This is a genomic window from Lacibacter sp., assembly GCF_035299325.1.
GTDB lineage: Bacteria > Bacteroidota > Bacteroidia > Chitinophagales > Chitinophagaceae > Lacibacter.
The window spans coordinates 49,105-70,379 of record NZ_DATGWT010000013.1 but is presented as its reverse complement, the minus strand read 5'-3'; the positions used below and the strand labels follow the sequence as shown (position 1 = coordinate 70,379).

The following is a 21,275-nucleotide window of genomic DNA, read 5'->3' as shown; positions in this document are numbered from 1 at the left end:
GATTATTTCTTTTTCTTGTTGACTAATTCATACGAATGATCGATCCATTCTTTAATGAGTTTTGATGGAACCGTTCCATCAACCACAATCGTATTCCAGTGTTTCTTATTCATATGCCAGCCTGGTAATACACAACTGTATTGTTCCCGCAACTCAATAGCGAGGTCAGGATCGCACTTTACATTGAAACGAAGTTCTTCTGTATCAAGCGGCAGTAAGAGAAACGATTTGTTGTTCACTTTAAATACGATCACATCCGGACCAAACGGAAGGGTTTCTTCAGCGTCTGGTTTCATCAGGCAATAATCACGAATGGTTTCAATATTCATACGATAATCTTAAGAAAGTTGCTGCAACGAAATTATTTCTTTTGTTGTCAACAAAGTATGAAACATCTTCTTCTTATCATCCTTGCATCACTCAGCTTGTTTGTTTCCTGTAAAAAGAAATCAGAACAAGGTTATCAATGTAAAACAGATCTCATATGCCCGGCAGTGGTTTGTGTGGCCTACTGGAGTAACCTGCACTTTACTATTGTTGATAAAGCAACAGGCAGAGATTTGCTGTTTGGTTCAAACCCTACGCTTACCCCAGCAGATATTAAACTGTACAAGAAACAAAATTCGCCATATACCGAAGTACCTGTGCTGGTTGATAATGACAAAAAGCGTTTGTTCACATTGCAGGCGGCTGATACCATGGCTTTGCAAATTAAAAACGGGTCGTTACAATTTCTTGTAATGAAAAAGTTTTGTGCAGATGAATGTTGTGCACGCACTGCAGTAGAAATGAAGCATGAAGGAAGATTGTTGATAGCTGATGAACAGAAACTGATCCGATTCCGCTATTAATTGCTCACAGATAGCACTGATTAACACAGATAAAATAAAAAAGAGAATGGTTGAAACAAATCAGCCATTCTCTTTTCGCTCTTTCCAAACTCTTAGCTAAGTTTTTGCATCGCCTCTTTCAGCTTACCTAAAAACTCAGGGATCTCTTCTTTTCGACATGTACCAACACTTAAGCGATACCAGGGAGATGTTTTGCTTGCACCAAATGCTGTAAACGGAACAATGGCGAGCTTTGCTTCATCCAATAAATATTGTGTTACATCAGCCTGTGTTTGCAAAAGAGTGCCATCTGCTTTTTTCTTTCCAACAAGGTCAACTTTAATGGTGAGGTAAATAGCACCTTGCGGAGCAACCACATCAACATTCAAGCCTTCAGCTTTTAATTGCAGCAATCCTTTTGAAATTTCAGTGAGCCGGTAGCTTATCTCTTCTTTGAAGTTGACGAGGTAACGATCAATATTTTCTTTCTGTAATAAATATTTTGCTGTTGCTTTCTGCTCAGCCATTGGTGCCCATGCACCAACATGTGAGAGAATAGCTTTGATCTTTGAAATGATCAACTCCGGACCAACAGACCAGCCAACACGAACACCTGTTGCAGCAAATACTTTACTGATACCATCTACAAACACCGTGATCTCTTTCATCTCGGGACGAAGTGTAACAGGGTTGTAATGTTCATTTCCGCCAAACGTCAACGTCCAGTACATCTGGTCGAACATCAGGAATAATTTCTTTGCACCTTCTGCTCTTGATCTGTTTTCTTCCAGAATCATATCACAGATCTTTTCCAGTTCTTCCTTCGGGAACATGGTACCTGTTGGGTTTTGTGGTGTACACAAACACAACAACGTGGCACCTTTCAGATGAGGTTTGATTTCATTTGCCGTTGGCATGAAATTATTTTCAACAGTTGCCTCGATCAACACATGTTCTGCTTCTGTAAAGTGTGCGTAATGATTATTGTTCCAGGAAGGTGCTGCATAAATCACTTTATCACCCTTGTCAACAATGGCACGAAAAATTGCATAGATAAGTGGGCGACCACCTGCAGCAATCTGAATTTCATTCACACCATATTCTAATCCTTCACGCTCTTTTAAAAACTGCGATACACTTTGGCGCAACTCCAGGATTCCTTCAGCTGCAGGGTAAGTAGTGAAATGATGTTTATATGCATCAATAATTTCATCTTCCAGTTCCTTTGGTATTGGAAATACGCTGCTATCGAAATCACCAATCGTGAAATTGTAAATGTGTTCGCCCTGGCGCATACGCTCTTTGATCTGGTTACCCAGCTTTACAATTTCAGAACCTATTAATGTTTCGGCGAGATGAGATAGCTTCATGTACTTATTTTTTTAGTGCCAGTTTTGGCAGATCGTAGTTCTGCTCAATTTTTAAGAAAGCGCAAAAGTAGGGCAAGACCTTGAAAAACGATCAACTGTTCGTTTATTGACAGAATACAAACAGACACTTACCTTAACATTTGATTATTCTTCCATACGATCCAGGCATCCATGTTCTTTTTTTAGAATATCATCATATGCATCGGCTTTCTGAAATAACTGGCGAAACAGCAGCTCACCATTTTCCTGCGAAAGATCAAGATCGTAGATAATACGGCTCAACACAATGTTCTGGTTCTGGCAACTCAGCACCAGACCTTTATTGTGATAATTTTCTTGTAACAAATATTGATACAGCGGCTTTATCTTCATTCCATCCGATGGCAGCAGGCACAAATAAGCGTCACTGGCAATGAAATAATTTTCAGGATTATAGCGGATGACAATTTTTGCACTTCCTTCTTTTACGCTCCAGATATTTACTCCTTCACGTGCAAGTTTAATATCCTTGCCAAGTGCTTTCAGAATATTTTCAATGGTCTTACTCACACCAACAGGTTCATATTCTTCCGTTGGTAATTCAGGAAGTTTTACTTCACTGCCGCAGGAAGGACAATACTTTCCATTATCGATATTCTCAGGCAACACCAAAAATTCACAGGCATGACAACGGGTAGAAGGTTTGCCTTTATACGGCGCATAAATATCCAGTGCTGTGCGCAGGTATTGTTCAGGCAATGCAAAACCCAGGTTATCACCGCCACGAATGATGAACGTGTTTACACCAATTACCTCACCGCTCATGTTCAACAATGGTCCACCGCTGTTGCCGGGATTAATAGCTGCATCGATCTGGATGTATTTTAATCCTTCACGCACACGATCAACTTTGGAGATCACACCTTGTGTGGCGGTATAATTTAATCCGTAAGGATGACCGATTGCAATCACCGGATCGCCATCTTTCATCTTAATATATTCACCGAGTTTTATTTCCGGTAATTGCACTTGTGGCGGTGCCTGCAAAAAAGCAAGATCATGTTTTCGATCAGTGTACCATACACGACTCAATACTTTTTCAAACTGTTTGCCTGCAATGGTTACTTCTGTATTTGTATCAACTACATGATTATTAGTAACGATAAGATCATACTGACGCAGGTAAAAACCGGTGCCTGTGCCTGTTTGCGTGGCAATTTGTATAATGGTATCCTTAAAGGAATCAACTATCTCGACCGCTGATGGCATGATTTCTTTTTGATTTTAATGATGAGATGATTTATTTAACTTCAGTATTTACAAACTCTATCTCTGCCGTAAACGACAATGTAAAACTGAGTAACGAATCATATTTCAGGTTTTCTGTTTTAAAATTGATCAGCGGATATTTTTCACGCCATGTATCCATAATAACCGTAATCTTTTGTGCAATCAGCTCACTATTGAATTTTTGTGTTTGGCTGTTGTACAACTCTTCGCTAAAACCAAGATCACGAAAGAAATCTGCATACGATACTTTCATTAAAATAAGATAGAGATCACTTATCGGCTTTGGCAAACTGAAATTGTATTGACAATACCCCAATCCATATTCACTGATCTGCTGCGCTACATAGGGATGATTATTTTCCTTGAACCAAACAGTATTCTGATTAGCACCAAAAATAGAATCAGCAATTATTTTTTGTTGTGTTGGTTGGGTGATAGCAAAACTATGTTTGCTTCGAAACAGGCAAGGAAAAACATCTTCTTTTGTTTTCGTCATCATCTTTAAAAACCCCTGCAGCATTGCTTTGTTCTTTTCACTGGCGGGTTTATCATCTTTCATAAAGAACAACGCAACAAGATCTTCAAGATCATACAACAAACGACCCTCGGGTACAATCAGGAAATCGATACGATAAGCAAGGTTCAACAGCAGGTAAGAAATACCGGCACTCATTTTATCGGGATCTAATTGTTCAATGGCCGCTGCTGTATCCCTGATCCATTGAATAATATAATTGTACTTCACTTCCTTTTCAGCATCAGGAATCTGTTCGATGTGTTCTGTATCTGCAGACTGGAGTGATTGAAAATCCTGCAACAGCAGATCGTCCTGCTTATCGGCACGGGTGGCTAACTCTTTGAACGCATAGTAAAGTTTATTCGGGTTGGCCGTATTTATCTCCGTATCAAAACACATACAAAGCCTGTCAGCATCCAGTCCGTACCGGCAATAAAAGAGGTTGAAATTATGCTCCAGTAAACGACGCATCACCGGCACTGAAGGCTGCGCCATCCGGGCCAGGGTTACCTCGGCTGATAGGTTCTCGCCATTGTAACGTCCACGCACCAATTTGCTTCCCTGGTAAAACGTAAATGTTCTTTCCGCTCCATTGGTTGATGATTGCACATTTTGCAATGCATCGTCCCGCATATAATCGAAGAAAGCTTCAATGCTTTCATGATAGTTTTTTTCTTTGAAGAGGTTCTCCGCATCGGCCCAGCGTTTTGTTTTTTGCAGGGTTTTGTTATTATCGCTGTAACGCCCAAAAGTAATGGGTGGCGTTACCACTTCCGGGCTTTGTTTTTTCTTGGTCCAGCCAAATAGTTTGTCCAGCATCTTCAATCAATTAATAAGGCCGAATGTACAATGATTTTGCTGCAATGTTTTGTTGTTTTAGAGCCGTGCGTCTGCCGTAAGTAAGGCTGAAAACAAGTTGATAATTTAACCCTTATCTTGCAGGCTCATGAGGCAAAAATGCCTTACCTTCCCCGTTATTAAATTAAGAACAGCGTTATGAAGTTTATCGTTTCGTCATCGGCTTTACTGAAACAACTGCAGCAGATCAATGGTGTAATTAATGCCAACACCGTATTACCCATCCTGGAAGATTTTTTATTTGAGATCAACAAGAACAAACTAACTGTGGTTGCTACCGACCTGGAAACAGTGATGAAGATCCACATGGATATTGAAGCAAAAGACAATGGCCGGGTTTGTATTCCTGCACGTATCCTGATGGATACGTTGAAGAATTTACCTGATCAACCACTCACCTTTAATATTGATAAGAACTTTGGTATTGAAATTACCAGCGACAGCGGTAAGTATAAAGTGATGGGCGAAAATCCTGATAACTTCCCGAAAGAACCTGTGGCTGATGATACCACTTCATTCACCACAACTTCTTCAGCATTGGTTACTGCCATCAACAAAACATTGTTTGCGGTAAGTAATGATGATCTGCGTCCTGCAATGACGGGTGTGTATTTCGAACTCGATAAAAAAGGATTGACCTTTGTTGCAACAGATGCACATCGTTTGGTGCGTTACAAACGTACAGATGTGAGTTGCCCGAAGAGCGAAAACTTCATCGTTCCAAAAAAACCGTTGAACTTATTAAAAACAGCATTGCCTGATAATGAAGATGAGATCACGCTCTCTTACAACAGCAACCACCTGTTTGTTGTTCATGGTACAACTGAGCTTGTCTGCCGGTTGATCGATGCACGTTTCCCTGACTATAAAGTGGTGATCCCTGCTGATAATCCTTACAGCATGATCGCCGGTCGCAACGAATTGGCTGGTGCATTACGTCGTGTAAGCGTGTTCAGTAACAAGAGCACCAACCAGGTTGTGTTGAGCATTGGCGGTAGTTCGTTGCAGTTAGCTGCTCAGGATGTTGATTTTAGTTTTGAAGGTAATGAGCGTATGAAATGCCAATACGATGGTGAGGATATGCAGATCGCTTTCAATGCAAAATTCTTAGTGGAAATGCTGAACGCTGTTGAAACAGACGAAGTAAAAATGGAATTAAGTACACCAACAAAAGCCGGCCTCATTAAACCAACAGAACAAAATGAAGGTGAAGATGTGTTGATGCTGGTAATGCCGTTGATGTTGAATCAATAAAGAATACAGAAACCAATACTACCAATAAAAGTCCCGCTTGTAAGAGCGGGATTTTTTATTAAATATTATTTTACAGGTATATTGTTTGCTTCAAATGTTGAAATTAACTCACGCATCTTGTGTTCGGAGAAGTGATCTAAGTTCATATTAACCGTAAACACAAGCGTTTTCTCTTTCAAAATTTCAATAGAAAGAATTTTTCGTTTTGGAAGCCATTTACTTTTTGATTCCCAATCTTCTTTTTTAACGTGCATGTTTTCAAACGAAGTTTTCATTTTTCTCAACTTCGTTAAATATCCTTTTGAATAGAAATGAAGCTCTTTGCTTTCCTCGTCAAAGCGAACCTCATGAACTTTGTCTTTTTGTAAAAGATAAAAAAATGTTCCTAAGAAAGTACCTCCCATCGAATAAGGAGCAGCATCTGCCTTCTCAGGAAAAAAGAGCGTAATAATAAAATAACCTGCCAGTAGAAAACTAAATGAATATAGTACCAGTAAAAAAAATTGACGTTTCGTCAAAGGCTTATCCGTTGTAAATGTTGTCATAGTTAAAACGTAATGTAAAATAAAGAATCTTTTCATTGTATTTTTAGTCATGAGCTACTCCATCCTCAACACATACGATAACTACATTGATGCCAACCTTCACATGATGCAGCTGCAGGAAGAAGGCATCAACTGCTGGCTCAAAGATGAAAATACAGTTACCATCGATCCGCTGTTGACCAATGCTATTGGCGGTATTAAGCTCATGGTGCATGAAACACAAAAAGACCGGGCAACAGATCTGTTACGCACAATCGTCAACAAAGCAAAAGAGAACCGGGCCTGCCCTTACTGCGGATCATTGAATGTGGAGTATATTTTCAGCAACCGGAAAACGTCTAATTGGTTCAGCGCCATTTTTACTTATCTGTTGGGAGGATATGCCCTTGCCTCTGAAAAAATGTATCATTGTTTTGATTGCGAAAAAGAGTTTGCGGAGGTGAAAGAAGTTGTCATCCCGACGAAGGAGGGATCTGCTGATGCGTTGTGAATAGGCCGAGAGGTTTTTCCGTTGATGAAACGGCATTAAACAATTTTTTTTCATCCATGAAAGCCTTCGTAACTTTTGACCTAATTGTAACGCCATGTGGAACGACATCCTGAACCACTTTCAAACACTTGAACATCGCCCGCTCGAACGGATGGCGATCCTTGTTGGTGGTCTTTTACTTTTCTGGATCATTGAAGGCGCCATTCCCTTGTTTCCGCTTCGTTACAAGAAAACAAAACTTCGCCATGCAGGTGTAAACTTTGTGTTCACGGTTATCCATCTCATCATTCATACATTCCTGGCAATCCTCATTATTAAATTATCCGATTGGTGTGCTTCTGCAGAATTTGGTCTTGTATATTGGACCAATGCCAACATACTTGTCACCATTTTTATTGGTGTGCTTGCACTCGATTTCAGCAGTTGGCTGGTGCATTTGGTCATGCACAAAGTGCCGCTGCTCTGGCGTTTTCATCTTATTCATCACAGCGATACCAATGTTGATGTAACAACCGGGCTTCGTCATCACCCCGGCGATAGTTTGTTGAGGGGAATCTTTTTCCTGCTGCTCATCTTTATTTCAGGTGCGCCCATGTACAGTGTAATGATCTATCAAACTCTTGTGGTGCTTGCCACTGCATTTACACATGCCAACATCAGTCTGCCGGTAAAGCTTGATAAAGCACTCAGCTATATTCTCATTTCACCAAATATGCACAAAGTGCATCATCACTGGAAACAACCCTATACGGATAGTAACTATGGTGCGGTGTTCTCCATCTGGGACCGGCTGCTCGGCACATTTTCAAGTTTAGATATTAAACAGGTGCGTTATGGTCTCGATCGGTATTATCCGGAAGAAAAAGATGAAGATGTACTGGAGCTGCTGAAAAAACCCTTTGGCAAACTCGAAAAATAGGCGGGTTTCCATCAAAGCCTGTGTCTCTTTTTTCTGGTTTCTAAGGAAATTGTTGGCTGAAGCAGGCAGGTTGAAAAAAAATTTCTACTTTTCTAAAAATATTTTTTTGAATTAAAGCGCTGTAAAACAGCGCTTTAATTTTTACAAGCTATCGTTTTCTGCCAACTACTAAAAAAAAGATGGTACTTTGTGTTGCATAGTACTGAATTTTCACTTAGCTTTGTTTTGTCAATGTAATTAAGGTGATTGGAAGGCAGAAGCACAAAGGAAGAGCTCTCCCCCATGATTCTCCACCACCTTTCACCAAATAAACAAACTCCTCAGGTTATGAATATCGAGAACACACAAAGCCAGATGCGCAAGGGAGTCCTGGAGTTTTGCATTCTCTCCGTTATCCAACGGGGCGAAGTGTACCCCAGTGATATTATTGAGGAAATGAAAAAGGCAAACCTTAACATCCTCGAAGGAACCCTGTATCCACTACTTACCCGATTGAAAAATGCCGACCTGCTGACTTACCGCTGGGTTGAAAGCAGCAGCGGCCCGCCACGAAAATATTTTGCACTAACAGAAAAAGGAGCCGCCTTTTACAAAGAACTGGAACAAACATGGAACGAAATGTCCAGCTCTGTTGATGCCGTAACCAAGAAGAACGGCCGAGCCAATGCCGTTGTAACCGGTGAAAGCGTTCAGGTTCATCCTCCATCTGCTGAAAGCCCACTTTAACCATTAAACTGTTATTATTATGAAAAAGGTAATCAATATAAATTTCAAGGGCCGGGTGATACCCATCGAAGAATCGGCTTTTGAGCAATTGCAGAAATACACCGAAAGTCTGCGCCGCTACTTTGCCAACGAAGAAGGACGTGATGAGATCATCAATGATATTGAAGATCGTATTGCTGAACTGTTCGACGAAGAACTGAAAAAAGGCGCCACTTGTATTACCGACGAAAGTGTTGCCACTATTTGCAGCAGCATGGGCAGCATCGAAGATTTTGAGCAGATGGATAATGAAACAGGTGCTTCAACAAGTCACAACAGTTCTTCTTCGTCTTCTTCTGCAACAGCAGCAACAGCTTCTGCAACAGCTGATGAGCCTCGTGGAAGCCTTGGCCGTAACGCCAACGATAAAATACTTGGTGGTGTATGTAGCGGTCTTGCTCATTATTTAAAGATCGATCCTACTGTAGTGCGTATTCTGTTTGCCCTCATCACCTTTGGTGGTTTTGGCACAGGTGTACTTGTCTACATTGTTCTGTGGATCGTGTTACCATTGAAAGACCTCAAAACAAATATCCGCAAGCGTTTATTCCGCAATCCTGATGATAAAGTATTAGGTGGTGTAGCAAGCGGTTTAGCTAACTATTTCAATATACCGGTATGGGTGCCACGTGTGGTATTCAGTTTGCCACTGATCCTTGGTATCATTTCATCGATCTTCCGCAATGCCATGTTCGATTTTGATCTTGAACCCAACATCGTCTTTGGTGGCTTCGGCGGAACACTCTTTGTGATCTATGTTATTCTCTGGATCGTTTTACCAATGGCCAGCAGCGCAACAGATAAATTACAAATGCGTGGCGAAAAGATCGATGTGAACAGTATCAAGAATGCTGTGCAGGAAGAATTAGGCAGCGGCGGAACTATTAAGGAAAGAGCCTCACAAATGAGCGAAGAAATAAAAGAAGGTGCACAACGTATGAGCGCAACCATCACTGAGGGCGCAAAACAAATGAGTTCTGAACTGGGATCAAAAAGCAAAGCCTTTGCAGTTGAAGCCGGACCTATTGCCCGCAGCACAACAAGCGGTATTGGTCATGCAATTGGTGTTCTGTTCAAAGCATTCTTCTTATTCGTAGCAGGTACAATTGGTTTTGTGTTGTTGATGGCATTGATTGGTGCTGTTATTGGCGGTGTTGCTGCATTTCCTTTCAAAGGATTCTTTTTAGAAGGAACCTGGCAAAACATTGCTGCATGGGGTACCCTGCTTCTGTTCTTACTTGTTCCCGTGGTTGCATTATTAACCTGGGTTATCCGTAAGATCATTGGTACAAAAAGCCGCAACCCTTACTTAGGTTACACTTTCGGTTTCCTTTGGTTTGTTGGTTTGGTTTGCTTCATCACACTTATTTCTTCCTTCTTCAACAACTTCCGTGTATCTGCACAAGAGCAGCAGGCGGTTGAAATTGCTCAGCCAGTAACAGGTAAAATGGTTGTGAAAGTACCATCAGCAAAAGTAAAAGTGTATGGCCGTGCGTTTGGTGTTGATGATGTGTTCAGTATGGATGGTGATAGTTTGTACATCAACAATATCCGTCTTCGTATTGTAAAAAGTACCGATAGCCTTTATCACGTAAAATATGATAAACGCAGCTCAGGTGCTACAAGAGATAAAGCACTTACAAATGCGCAATCAATTAAGTACAATGTAAACTTTAAAGACAGCGTGCTGTCACTCGACAAAGGGTTTACTGTAAGTGAAGAATCAAAATTCCGTAACCAGCGTGTGATCGTTACAATTGAAGTTCCTGTTGGCAAACGCATTTACATCGACAAGAGTGTTGATCGTTTAGAGTGGCACAACATTACGTTCAATGGTCGTGGCGGAGATTGGGAATGGGAAGATGATAACAGGTGGAGCCACACCGGCTGGAATGATACAAACGTAGAATATATTATGACAGAAGAAGGACTTGAACGTGTAGATGGTAAAGATAAAATTGAAAAAGTTGAACGTGAAGAAGGAACAATTGAAAGCGAACTTGATCGCATCGAACGTGAAAAGAAAGAATTGCAACAGCGTGAAGAAGAACTGAAGAACAAGAAAAAAGAGAACGACAGTCTTCGCTACCGTTACAATCCTGAAGCACCAAAAACATCTACAACACCCGCAAAACAGATCGTTGAACGAATAGCAACTCCTAACAGTGATGCAGTGATCATTCAGCCAATGACCATTAACGCACTGTAACCTCGGTTAAAGTTGGAACAGCCAACGGCCCCGATGTTTTGAAAGAAACGGAGGGGCTTTTTTTCCTCCCCTCCCGGGAGGGGACTTAGGGGTGGGTTAATCAATTATCATTACCATTAAACCTTTTTTATGCGACTACTTCGTTTCATTACGCTCTTTTTATTGGCAGTTATTTTATTTGGTAATGCAAATGCACAAGACGCAAACCAGAAACACCAGGATAAAGAATTGTTTCAAACCATTTTCAAATTAGACAGTGCATGGTTTGCGGCATTCAACAAAGACATTACAGTTTTCAGCAGTTATATCGATTCAACACTTGAATTCTATCACGACGGAAGTGGGCTTACTTTTTATGCAGATAACGTAGCTGCTTTTAAACGAATGATGGCCCAGACACCAGATTTAAAACGGGAGTTGCTAAAAGAAACCATGGAAGTATATCCCATTCCCGGCTACGGTGCGGTGCAGATAGCACAACATCGCTTCTGCCATATGGAAAATGGAAAAATGGATTGTGGTGTATTCAAGTTCATACATACCTGGAAAAAAACAGAAAAGGGTTGGAAAGTGACACGCATCATCAGCGTAGATCATTAATACATCCGCATTAACCATTACCTTATCATCATTGATGTTCAACAGGCTTGCTGTTGCATCAAATAAATCCACCTTATCATGAAGTCAAGAATTAAAAAGATCACAGAAGTTCTGTTTATCTGTCTTCTGATCATCGCTATACTCTACGGCATACTTTGGTTGCTCGGTTATCTTCGGTAATTTTATTGCAGCAAAACCTGGCTTGGTTATGGAGCAACTACCAAAAAACATAACGCTACGTGCAGCCACAATTGAAGATCTGTCAACACTCGAATATTGGGATGAACAGCAGCATGTGATCGATTGCGATCCCAGCGATGACTGGGAGTGGGCAACAGAATTACCAAAACAGGTTTCCTGGCGTGAACAACTCATAGCCGAACTGAATGGCCGGCCCATCGGTTTTATCCAGATCATTGACCCTGCTTTGGAAGAAACACACTACTGGGGCGAGGTAGAGCAAAATCTTCGGGCCATTGATATTTGGATCGGTGAAAAAGAACATCTCGGCAAAGGTTATGGCACACGCATGATGCAACTGGCCATTGAACGCTGCTTCGCAAATAAACCTGTTACTGCTATTCTCATTGATCCGCTTATTTCCAATACTGCAGCACGTCGGTTTTATGAACGGCTCGGTTTTCGGTTTGTTGAAAACAGGATATTTGGCAACGATGAAACGGCTGTTTATATCCTGGAGCGAAGCAATTGGAACCCTCCACAATAACAGCCGGATGCGCAATCGTTTTTTCAAAATCGCCATTTATTAAAACTTCTCTCGGCTCATTCTCCTGCTTCCTTTACATTTGTGGCCATCACAAATGATCGAAGCATGAAATCAACCCCCTTTACAAACAAACACATTGCCCTTGGTGCGAAAATGGCTGAATTTGCCGGTTACAATATGCCCATTTCTTATACCAGTATTAATGATGAACACGCTGCTGTACGTAATAATGCCGGTGTGTTTGATGTGAGCCACATGGGTGAGTTTATTTTAAAAGGTGAAGGAGCGTTGGATCTTATTCAGCGTGTTACCAGCAATGATGCTTCTAAACTAACCAACGGAAAAGCACAGTACAGTTGCTTACCAAATGCGCAAGGTGGTATTGTGGATGATCTGTTGGTGTATTGTGTGGAAGAAAACAAAGTGTATATGTTGGTGGTAAATGCCAGCAACATTGAAAAAGACTGGAACTGGATTCAGCAGTTCAATACCAACAATGTTGAGATGCACAACATCAGCGAAAGAACATGTTTGCTTGCAATACAAGGTCCCAACGCTACAAAAATTCTGCAGCCGCTTACTGAAATGGATATCCTTAACCTGAAGTATTACACCTTTGTAAAAGGAACGTTTGCCGGTGTGGAGAATGTTTTGGTAAGTGCAACAGGTTATACCGGTGCAGGCGGTGTTGAAATTTATTTTGAAGACAGCAATGGTGCTGCCGATAAAATCTGGGATGCCATTTTTGAGGCAGGGAAAGCAGCTGGTATTAAACCGATTGGTCTTGGTGCAAGAGATACACTCCGTTTAGAAAAAGGTTTTTGTTTATACGGCAACGATATTGATGATACAACTTCACCATTAGAAGGCGGGCTGGGTTGGGTTACAAAATTCAACAAAGACTTTACTGCAAAAGAAATTTTAGAAAAACAAAAAGCCGAAGGCGTAAAACGTAAGCTCGTTGGTTTTGAAATGATCGATCGTGGTATTCCCCGTCATGATTACAAGATCAAAGATGCTGATGGTAATGAAATTGGCAAAGTAACCAGCGGTACACAATCTCCTTCTCTTCAAAAAGCGATCGGGCTTGGATACGTGGCAACCTCTCATGCAAATTTTGATTCTGATATCTATGTAGAAGTGCGTGATAAACTGTTGAAAGCAAAAGTGGTTAAGACTCCTTTCCTGTAAAAACACACCGAAAAAGTTAAAGGCATTATTCTTGCTGCTAAATATCAGCCGATGAGTCACCAACGAAAAAGGTGACTCATCGTTTTTTAAACAACCATCCTTCTATGCCATCCATTCACGTAACCACATTTATTGCCGCACCCATTGAGCGGGTGTTTGATCTAAGCCGGCATATTGGCTTGCATAAAATTTCGCAGCAGGATAATAACGAAGAAGCTGTTGGCGGTGTAACATCCGGTCTTATTAAACAGGGTGAGTACGTTACTTGGAAAGCAAAACACCTGTTTAAAACAAGATTCATGACGGTAAAGATCACGGAGATGACAAGTCCTGATTATTTTGAAGATGTTATGGAGAAAGGTGATTTTGTTTCTTATGCTCACAAGCATCATTTCAAAGCTGTGAACAACGGCACCATCATGATCGACAAGGTTGAGTTTGAAGCACCGTATGGTTCTGTTGGAAAACTCTTCAGCCGTATTTATCTCACAGGTTATATGAAACTACTTATTGAGAAACGGAACAATACGATTCGTGAGTATGCGGAAAGCACGAAATGGCAGGCTTTATTATAATTTAAGTGTTTTCCTGCTGTTGATAGTTTGTACAAATAACCTTTAATAGTTATACTTGTACACAAATCGTATCCTGATGAAACCAGCAAGTATGCGCCTCCTGCTAATTGCTTTCTCGTTTGCCTGTTCTATTCCTCAACTATCGTCGCAATGTTTGATGGTTCCTGTTTCTTTACAGGAAAGGGTATCCTCTTCTGATGTTGTGATCAGCGGTGTTGTTACAGAAAAAGAAAGTTTTATTGATTCAAACACGATGCAGGTATACACAGTCAACAAGATCAGTGTAAATGCATGGCTTAAAAACTCACGTGCACTACCAACCGTTTATGTTATTACCGAAGGTGGTGTTTATAAAAACCGTTCAACAGTTGTTTATCCTTCGCTTCAATTGCAACAAAACACACGCTATGTTTTGTTCCTGCAAACAGCTGCCACAAAAAAGCAAAGCAAACAGTTACTGAAAAAAAATCCGAATGCTTTGCAAACTATTCCATATGCCGGTGCGCAGGGTGCAATTATTCAGCAACAGAATTTGTTTATTGATGCGGTGCAAAACCAAAAGATGACAGAAACAGAATTACTTAACCGGATTAAACAAGTAAGCAAGGTAGATGCGTTAAACCCCGAAGGAAAAAAATATACAGCTGTTGTTGCAAATCCCGTTGCTAACAGAACAATGGCCATTACCTCTTTTTCACCGGGTACATCGAGAGCGGGAACGGTTGTGGCAGGCGATCAGATCACGATCAATGGAAGTGGATTTGGCGCAAGCGCAGGCACCGTTTATTTCACCAATGCAGATGATGGTGGCGCTACATTTATTGCATCATCACAACCAAGCGATATAATTTCCTGGAGCGATAACAGCATTACAGTGAAAGTTCCTTCCTCAGCTGGCACTGGACCTATCAACGTCAACGGCAGCACAACATCTGCATCAAATTTAAATGTGCAATACAGCCATATTGATATCAATAATGATTTCTTTGGCTTTGCATCAGCTACACGTCAACGTTATTACCTCCGAAATCTTGATGGTATTGGCGGTTACACCTTTCAGTTCAATACATCCTTCGCGTCTAACACAGCAGCTGTGGCTGCGTTTAACCGTGCATTGATAAGCTGGCGTTGCGCTACCGGTGTTGGCTTTCGTGCCAGCGGTACAACTTCGGTTGCAACTTCGGCCAACGATGGTGTAAACGCAGTTTACTTCAATTCATCGCTTCCTTCAGGAACGCTCGGCGTTTGCACCAGCAATTTTGATGCATCAGCAACAGGCGGTTGCAATCAAAACAATACGGTTTGGTGGTTGGCAGATATGGATATTCAATTCAGAGATATTCCTCTCGCTGGTTTTAACTGGGAGTTTGGTCCGGTATCACCTTCCGGTTCTGAATTTGATTTTGAATCAGTGGCATTGCATGAACTTGGTCATGCGCATGGGCTTGGTCACGTCATTGCACCGGGCAACGTAATGCATTATGCACTTGCAAACGGAGTTGTATCAAGAACATTGGCAAGTAATGATATTGCCGGTGGTGATGATAAACTTTCTTATTCATCTGTTTCTACCTGTTTTAATCCTGCCGGCTCGGGTACAGAAATGCAAACTGTTGCGGCTGGTAGTTGTGTAACATTACCTATCACGCTTGGTGAATTAAAAGCTAAACGAATGACCAATGGTTTAATTCAATTAGACTGGAATACCATCCAGGAATTAAACAACGATGGTTTTATTGTTGAGCGTGGCGAAACTTCTCAACGTTTTCAACGTATTGGTTTTGTAAAAGGCAAAGAGTTTTCACTTGAACCACAGGCTTATAGTTTCCCTGATAACAATGCCGGTCCATACGGATGGTACTATCGCTTAATTCAAAAAGATCTCGACAATCACCAGGTAAGTTCATCTATCATTTTTGTAAAGGGCGAAGAAAGCAAACAATGGAAAGTGTGGAGCAGTGAAGATGGTAATACTCTTTCATTGTACAACAAAGAATCACAAAACAGGAAAGTGCAGTTCTTACTGTTTGATGCAATGGGTCAGCTCATCTTCAATACAACGGTAACCAACGGCAAAGCACAATTCAGCTTCTCACATCTGCGGAAAGGCTATTACAGCTATCGTGTTGTAGATACAGATCAAACAATTTCAGGAAAGCTGGTGCTCGGCAATTGATCAATAAGAAATCATAACAATACTTACCTGAAAGAGCAGCATTCACTGCTCTTTCTTATTTTTGCGCCTCATGGCAAACAACAAACCCACACTTTATACCTGTCTCTCACCGGCATTATTACATTTATACGATCTGCGAAACGCAGTAGTAGTGATCATTGATGTATTTCGTGCAACATCTACTATTGCATCAGCATTACACAACGGAGCACAATGTGTAATTCCTGTTGATGAAGTAGCAAAAGCAATCGCACTCAGCAAAAACATTGATGGCAGCATTGCAGCAGGTGAACGTGACGGACAAATTGCCGAAGGATTACAACATGGTAATTCACCACTTGAATACAGTCGTGATTTTATTGAGAACAGAACCCTGGTACTCACCACAACAAACGGTACACGCTTGTTACAAATGGCCCTGGATAATGACGCCGATACAATCATCACCGGTTCATTTCCCAACTTAAGTGCAGTATGTGATTTCCTAGTCAAACAAAACAAGAATGTTGTACTTGGTTGCGCCGGTTGGAAAGACCGTTATAATTTAGAAGACACGTTATTTGCCGGTGCTGTTATCAGCCGCATTAAAGAAAACTTTACCATTCATTGCGATAGTTCTCTTTCTGCAGAACTGCAATATGATCTTGCAAAAGATGATCTGCATGGCTTTGCGCCAAAGCTTACACATTATCATCGTTTGGTTGATCGTTTTGGTTTGATCGAAGACATCCGTTTTTGTATGACTCCCGATATAGCCAACGTGTTGCCGTTGTATAAAGAAGGAATGTTATTAAGAGGCTAAGAGAATTAATTGACAATGGACAATAGTCAATAAGCAAATTGGCAAAATCTATCTGCGTTTATTTGTGTTCATCTGTGGCGAAACATTCTTGAACCACGAAGGCACAAAGGCACTAAGTTTCACAAAGAAAAAATACACTGGATAAATTTAATGTAATCATCCGTGGTATATCAGTGCAATCGGTGAGCAAAAAACATTCTTATTCCGTGGCTTTCGTTCGCAAAAACAAAACCTGTAAAGATAAGAACCTTTTCCTGTTCAGCAATCACTTTACAACTGTTGATATTTCTTTCTTTTTTTAACGGGAAATGTGCATTTAAAGCCTTTACTTTTGCAGATTGGCCTTTTCTGAACTCTTCGAGTTTTCTGTGAAATGCCGCTATTGAAAATTGTAAAACTATTATCGCTTGGCTTTACCACATCTGTTGAAGTTCGCTTATAATCACGGTACCGAAGAAGTGATCCGTAGAGGGAAAAAAATTCATGCTATTGGTTTTGCGGAACTGGTAGAACATGATGAACTCATGGGCACAGTTGTATTTCGTGTGCGTGACGATTCTTACTCAACTTTTTACAAAGTATATATCCAGAAGTACAAAGATGCCAACGCCATGAATGTACGTTGCAGTTGTCCTTACAATCTCGGCGATATCTGCCGGCACGAAGTAGCTTCTTTGTTTCAATTGCAGGACCTCATAGATAAAAATATTCTTGGTCTTAAAGATCTGCAGTACGATCAGCGCCATACTGTGGTGAAGATGAAAAACATTGAACTGAAAACCATCCGCACACTCACTGCTGCTGCGGCATTAGATGATGCTGAAGTATTCTTACGCAGCAACAAAGCATCGATTCTTTCTGCAAAAGATGAATGTGTAAGAGCCGAGTTGCAAATGAACGGTGAAACATGGCCGGTAACCATTCAGAAAAACGACGAACGTAATTTCGATACATCCTGCACCTGTGCAGAAAATGCTCATGCTATTTGTGAACATAAAGCCATTGTGTTTATGCAGTTGCTTAATGCACACGGGCCCATGTATTTCGACAGCATCCGCAACATGGATAAAGAAAAAGGAAAGCTGTTGGGCATTTATGGTTATTCACTCAACGATAACTGGCAGGAAAAATTTGAATTCATTTATAAAGACGGGAAACCGTTTCTCCGGGTGCTTGATCCCGGCGTAAAACGTGTTGAACCTTCTACCTTAAAAAAACCAGAACCCGTTGCTACAGTTGCTGTAACAAATGAAACAGAGACAGAAGTTGAAACTGTTGAAGAGGTAAAACAATCTGTGCGGCTGGGTGTGGTGTTAAACAACAACACCAAGCAGTTTCCTTATTTCAGTATTGAAGTAGTAAAAGGCGAAGTGGACGAAGAAGGAAATGAGTTTACCGGTACTGTGGAAAAATTAGACGTCAGCAAGTTTATTGAAACAGAAGATCTTTCAGAAAATGACAAACTGTTATTACAATTGCTGCGTCGTTTGCAACCTGCAGAGATCAGCAAGTTTGTAAACCGCAATTCACCTTTCTCCGGCATTTGGGAAAACATTATTCATCACGAAGAAGATGATCTTCCCGAAGACACCAAAACATTAATGCTGGAATATTTATTACCACGCATTCAGAAATTATTTGCAGAAACAAATTCGCCGGTATTGCTTCTGCCGAAGGGAAAAGAATTCAAAACAAAAAACCTCGTACACATATCCACAACAGGAACTTTCCTGAAACCATTCTTCGAACTCAAACAACAGAAGAATAAATGGGAGTGGAGTTGTAAAGTGAAGATCAACAGCGTGGCCATGGATGTGCATGAGAATGATTGGAACAGTCCGCTCATTTTCTTATTCAATAACGAAGCACGCACCTGGGAAAAACAGGAAGATGCACAACTGGTGATCGATTTTGCATCAAACAAAAACAGGCTGATCAGTAATGCCGATCTGTCTGTTTTCCTTGAAAAAGAAGCATTGAAAATTGCACGTGACTATCATGTTGATTTCGACCAGGCATTGATCAAAGAAGTAAAATCGGGCGAGCCCGATATTACGTTGCAGTTACAGGAGCGTGGTGATTATTTAGTGATGGTGCCCACCTTCAGTTACAAAGGATATAAAGTAAGGCCGAACGATAAAGAAGAAATTATTCTTCCCGGTGAAGATGGATTGATCATTGTAAGCCGCAACCGTGAAAAAGAAAATGAGTTTATTGAGAAGGTAGAAAAACTGCATTCACAATTCATTAAACCCGAAGGCGGCGCACAACTGGCACTGAAAGGTGCAGAAGTATTAAAGAACAACTGGTTCTTTTTGTTTGTGGATGCCATGAAGGAAATGAAAGTACCGGTTGAAGGTTGGGAAGTACTTAAGAATTTCCGTTTCAATACAGCCAAACCAAAAACAGAAATTTATATCAGCAATGGTGTTGATTGGTTCGATGCAAAAGTGAAAGTGGTGTTTGGCGATCAGAGTGTGAGCATTGCTGAAGTAAAGAAAGCGTTGGCCAACAAGCAATCACTTGTGCAATTGCAGGATGGAACCTTGGGTGTGCTACCCGAAGAATGGATCAAGCGTTATTCCATGCTCTTCCGTGTGGGTGAAAACAAACAGGATCAACTTCGTTTATCAAAATATCATATCAGTGTTATTGATGAACTGTATGAAAACAGGAACGAAGAAGAGTTGATGATCCAGCTCGAAGAAAAGTATGAACGCTTGCGTGAATTCAAACACATCAAAAAAGTTGATCCACCTGCACATCTGCAACCTATTCTTCGTCCTTACCAGGAAAGTGGTTTTCATTGGCTCAACTTTTTAAGTGAAGTTGGTTGGGGTGGTATATTGGCTGATGATATGGGTTTGGGTAAAACCATCCAGGCACTTTCGTTTTTGCAACACACACATACAAAGAATGGAAAGCTGAAAGCGTTGGTTGCTTGTCCCACAACGTTGATGTATAACTGGGAAAACGAGATTAAGAAATTTACACCATCACTCACTTATCATATCCATCACGGCGCACAACGTAACCGTGATAAAGCGTTCTTCGATCAGTTCAATGTAGTGATCACGACGTACGGTACGCTCCGCAGTGATATTAAATTATTAAGTGAGCAAGCGTTTGATTGTGTGGTGTTGGATGAAAGCCAGGCCATCAAAAATCCAAACAGTAAAGTAGCGAAAGCAGCTTGCCTGCTCAAAAGCAAACACCGTTTGTGCATGAGTGGTACGCCGTTGCAGAACAATACATTTGATGTGTATGCACAAATGAACTTCCTCAACCCTGGTATGCTCGGTACGGTTGAACATTTCCGCAATGATTTTGCAACACCGATTGATAAGTTTGGAGAGAAAGAACAGAAAGATCATTTACGCAAACTGTTGTTTCCGTTTATTCTCCGCCGTACAAAAGAACAGGTGGCAAAAGATCTTCCGGAAAAAACAGAAAGCATTTTGTATTGCGAAATGGAAAGCGAGCAACGTAAAATTTATGATGCTTATCGTAACGAATACCGTTCAAAAATTCTTGGTACCATTGAAGAAGTGGGTATTGGTCAATCGCAATTGACCATCCTGCAAGGTTTGATGAAACTAAGGCAGATCTGTGATTCACCGTTTATCTTAAACGAAGCAGAGAAGTTGCCGAACCATTCCATTAAACTTGATGAGTTGGTACGTGAGCTGGAAGAGAACATGGGTAACCACAAAGCGTTGGTGTTCTCTCAGTTCCTTGGTATGCTGGCGTTGATCAAAGAAAAACTGGAAGAGCTGAATATTCCGTTTGTGTATTTTGATGGTAGTACTTCTGCTGCTGATCGTGAAAAAGCGGTGCAGGATTTCCAGAACAACGAAGAAACAAGAGTATTCCTTATTTCATTGAAAGCCGGTGGCGTGGGTTTGAACTTAACCGCTGCCGACTATGTGTACATTGTTGATCCATGGTGGAATCCTGCTGTTGAGCAACAGGCCATCGATCGTACACATCGTATCGGGCAAACCAATAACATCTTTGCCTATCGTATGATCTGTAAGGATACCATTGAAGATAAAATTTTACAACTGCAGGAACGCAAGCGTTCACTTGCACGTGATCTGATTGCCGATGATAACGGATTTGTGAAGAGTTTGAGCAGGGAAGATGTGGAATATCTGTTTAGTTAGTTTTGCCACGAA

Annotated in this window: 18 protein-coding genes; 13 read left to right on the top strand and 5 right to left on the bottom strand. The window is 41.0% G+C overall.

Translation table 11 applies throughout. From position 1 onward, the window contains the following. Nucleotides 1-2 precede the first annotated feature (2 nt). A complete protein-coding gene (locus VK159_RS08375) occupies nucleotides 3-329 on the bottom strand; it encodes an MmcQ/YjbR family DNA-binding protein (RefSeq protein WP_324229675.1) in 327 nt (108 codons plus the stop codon). 57 nt (nucleotides 330-386) lie between these two features. Between VK159_RS08375 and VK159_RS08370 the strand changes: the two genes are divergently transcribed. Further along, nucleotides 387-851, top strand: coding sequence for a hypothetical protein (locus VK159_RS08370; RefSeq protein ID WP_324229674.1), 465 nt, complete (start codon nucleotides 387-389; stop codon nucleotides 849-851). Nucleotides 852-943: 92 nt separating this feature from the next. On the opposite strand, the gene VK159_RS08365 is transcribed toward VK159_RS08370, so the two are convergent. From VK159_RS08365 to VK159_RS08355, 3 genes are all read right to left on the bottom strand, one after another. Continuing rightward, nucleotides 944-2,200 carry a pyridoxal phosphate-dependent aminotransferase gene (locus tag VK159_RS08365; RefSeq protein WP_324229673.1) on the bottom strand — a complete coding sequence of 419 codons (1,257 nt, stop codon included), beginning with the start codon at nucleotides 2,198-2,200 and terminating at the stop codon, nucleotides 944-946. Nucleotides 2,201-2,344: 144 nt separating this feature from the next. Next, entirely contained in the window at nucleotides 2,345-3,448 is a 1,104-nt protein-coding gene (locus VK159_RS08360) for a trypsin-like peptidase domain-containing protein (RefSeq protein ID WP_324229672.1), read from the bottom strand. Between the two features lie 31 nt (nucleotides 3,449-3,479). After that, the gene (locus tag VK159_RS08355) at nucleotides 3,480-4,805 is read right to left on the bottom strand and encodes a hypothetical protein (RefSeq protein ID WP_324229671.1); all 1,326 of its coding nucleotides are present in this window, start codon (nucleotides 4,803-4,805) and stop codon (nucleotides 3,480-3,482) included. A gap of 177 nt (nucleotides 4,806-4,982) precedes the next feature. On the opposite strand from VK159_RS08355, the gene dnaN reads away from it, so the two are divergent. Further along, nucleotides 4,983-6,098 (top strand): DNA polymerase III subunit beta, encoded by a 1,116-nt coding sequence (gene dnaN, locus VK159_RS08350; protein WP_324229670.1) that lies wholly within the window; start codon nucleotides 4,983-4,985, stop codon nucleotides 6,096-6,098. Between the two features lie 65 nt (nucleotides 6,099-6,163). Here dnaN and VK159_RS08345 read toward each other — a convergent pair whose 3' ends face one another. Further along, the gene (locus tag VK159_RS08345) at nucleotides 6,164-6,679 is read right to left on the bottom strand and encodes a hypothetical protein (protein ID WP_324229669.1); all 516 of its coding nucleotides are present in this window, start codon (nucleotides 6,677-6,679) and stop codon (nucleotides 6,164-6,166) included. Between the two features lie 13 nt (nucleotides 6,680-6,692). Here VK159_RS08345 and VK159_RS08340 point away from each other — a divergent pair, with 13 nt between their 5' ends. The 11 genes from VK159_RS08340 to VK159_RS08290 all read left to right on the top strand — a co-directional run bounded on the left by VK159_RS08340 (nucleotide 6,693) and on the right by VK159_RS08290 (nucleotide 21,263). Continuing rightward, nucleotides 6,693-7,133 carry a putative signal transducing protein gene (locus VK159_RS08340; protein ID WP_324229668.1) on the top strand — a complete coding sequence of 147 codons (441 nt, stop codon included), beginning with the start codon at nucleotides 6,693-6,695 and terminating at the stop codon, nucleotides 7,131-7,133. 94 nt (nucleotides 7,134-7,227) lie between these two features. After that, nucleotides 7,228-8,052 (top strand): sterol desaturase family protein, encoded by an 825-nt coding sequence (locus VK159_RS08335; RefSeq protein WP_324229667.1) that lies wholly within the window; start codon nucleotides 7,228-7,230, stop codon nucleotides 8,050-8,052. Nucleotides 8,053-8,379: 327 nt separating this feature from the next. After that, on the top strand, nucleotides 8,380-8,778 hold the full coding sequence (locus tag VK159_RS08330) for a PadR family transcriptional regulator (RefSeq protein ID WP_324229666.1): 399 nt from the start codon (nucleotides 8,380-8,382) through the stop codon (nucleotides 8,776-8,778). 19 nt (nucleotides 8,779-8,797) lie between these two features. Further along, entirely contained in the window at nucleotides 8,798-11,026 is a 2,229-nt protein-coding gene (locus tag VK159_RS08325) for a PspC domain-containing protein (protein ID WP_324229665.1), read from the top strand. Between the two features lie 129 nt (nucleotides 11,027-11,155). Beyond that, entirely contained in the window at nucleotides 11,156-11,626 is a 471-nt protein-coding gene (locus tag VK159_RS08320; protein ID WP_324229664.1) for a nuclear transport factor 2 family protein, read from the top strand. A 208-nt stretch (nucleotides 11,627-11,834) separates the two neighbouring features. After that, the gene (locus VK159_RS08315; RefSeq protein ID WP_324229663.1) at nucleotides 11,835-12,353 is read left to right on the top strand and encodes a GNAT family N-acetyltransferase; all 519 of its coding nucleotides are present in this window, start codon (nucleotides 11,835-11,837) and stop codon (nucleotides 12,351-12,353) included. A gap of 105 nt (nucleotides 12,354-12,458) precedes the next feature. Then, nucleotides 12,459-13,544, top strand: coding sequence for a glycine cleavage system aminomethyltransferase GcvT (gene gcvT / locus VK159_RS08310; RefSeq protein WP_324229662.1), 1,086 nt, complete (start codon nucleotides 12,459-12,461; stop codon nucleotides 13,542-13,544). A gap of 104 nt (nucleotides 13,545-13,648) precedes the next feature. Beyond that, entirely contained in the window at nucleotides 13,649-14,119 is a 471-nt protein-coding gene (locus VK159_RS08305) for an SRPBCC family protein (RefSeq protein ID WP_324229661.1), read from the top strand. Nucleotides 14,120-14,210: 91 nt separating this feature from the next. After that, on the top strand, nucleotides 14,211-16,295 hold the full coding sequence (locus VK159_RS08300) for a matrixin family metalloprotease (RefSeq protein WP_324229660.1): 2,085 nt from the start codon (nucleotides 14,211-14,213) through the stop codon (nucleotides 16,293-16,295). 70 nt (nucleotides 16,296-16,365) lie between these two features. Next, on the top strand, nucleotides 16,366-17,097 hold the full coding sequence (locus VK159_RS08295) for a 2-phosphosulfolactate phosphatase (protein WP_324229659.1): 732 nt from the start codon (nucleotides 16,366-16,368) through the stop codon (nucleotides 17,095-17,097). 407 nt (nucleotides 17,098-17,504) lie between these two features. Further along, nucleotides 17,505-21,263 carry a DEAD/DEAH box helicase gene (locus tag VK159_RS08290; RefSeq protein ID WP_324229658.1) on the top strand — a complete coding sequence of 1,253 codons (3,759 nt, stop codon included), beginning with the start codon at nucleotides 17,505-17,507 and terminating at the stop codon, nucleotides 21,261-21,263. The last annotated feature ends 12 nt before the right edge of the window (nucleotides 21,264-21,275 follow it).

Excerpts from the sequence above, each read along its gene's own strand:
- VK159_RS08355 (WP_324229671.1), bottom strand. The coding sequence starts at position 4,805 with ATGCTGGACAAACTATTTGGCTGGACCAAGAAAAAACAAAGCCCGGAA.
- VK159_RS08370 (WP_324229674.1), top strand. The coding sequence starts at position 387 with ATGAAACATCTTCTTCTTATCATCCTTGCATCACTCAGCTTGTTTGTT.
- VK159_RS08300 (WP_324229660.1), top strand. The coding sequence starts at position 14,211 with ATGCGCCTCCTGCTAATTGCTTTCTCGTTTGCCTGTTCTATTCCTCAA.
- VK159_RS08295 (WP_324229659.1), top strand. The coding sequence starts at position 16,366 with ATGGCAAACAACAAACCCACACTTTATACCTGTCTCTCACCGGCATTA.
- VK159_RS08320 (WP_324229664.1), top strand. The coding sequence starts at position 11,156 with ATGCGACTACTTCGTTTCATTACGCTCTTTTTATTGGCAGTTATTTTA.
- VK159_RS08335 (WP_324229667.1), top strand. The coding sequence starts at position 7,228 with ATGTGGAACGACATCCTGAACCACTTTCAAACACTTGAACATCGCCCG.
- VK159_RS08330 (WP_324229666.1), top strand. The coding sequence starts at position 8,380 with ATGAATATCGAGAACACACAAAGCCAGATGCGCAAGGGAGTCCTGGAG.
- VK159_RS08345 (WP_324229669.1), bottom strand. The coding sequence starts at position 6,679 with ATGAAAAGATTCTTTATTTTACATTACGTTTTAACTATGACAACATTT.
- dnaN (WP_324229670.1), top strand. The coding sequence starts at position 4,983 with ATGAAGTTTATCGTTTCGTCATCGGCTTTACTGAAACAACTGCAGCAG.
- VK159_RS08340 (WP_324229668.1), top strand. The coding sequence starts at position 6,693 with ATGAGCTACTCCATCCTCAACACATACGATAACTACATTGATGCCAAC.
- VK159_RS08375 (WP_324229675.1), bottom strand. The coding sequence starts at position 329 with ATGAATATTGAAACCATTCGTGATTATTGCCTGATGAAACCAGACGCT.
- VK159_RS08360 (WP_324229672.1), bottom strand. The coding sequence starts at position 3,448 with ATGCCATCAGCGGTCGAGATAGTTGATTCCTTTAAGGATACCATTATA.
- VK159_RS08315 (WP_324229663.1), top strand. The coding sequence starts at position 11,835 with ATGGAGCAACTACCAAAAAACATAACGCTACGTGCAGCCACAATTGAA.
- VK159_RS08365 (WP_324229673.1), bottom strand. The coding sequence starts at position 2,200 with ATGAAGCTATCTCATCTCGCCGAAACATTAATAGGTTCTGAAATTGTA.
- gcvT (WP_324229662.1), top strand. The coding sequence starts at position 12,459 with ATGAAATCAACCCCCTTTACAAACAAACACATTGCCCTTGGTGCGAAA.
- VK159_RS08325 (WP_324229665.1), top strand. The coding sequence starts at position 8,798 with ATGAAAAAGGTAATCAATATAAATTTCAAGGGCCGGGTGATACCCATC.
- VK159_RS08305 (WP_324229661.1), top strand. The coding sequence starts at position 13,649 with ATGCCATCCATTCACGTAACCACATTTATTGCCGCACCCATTGAGCGG.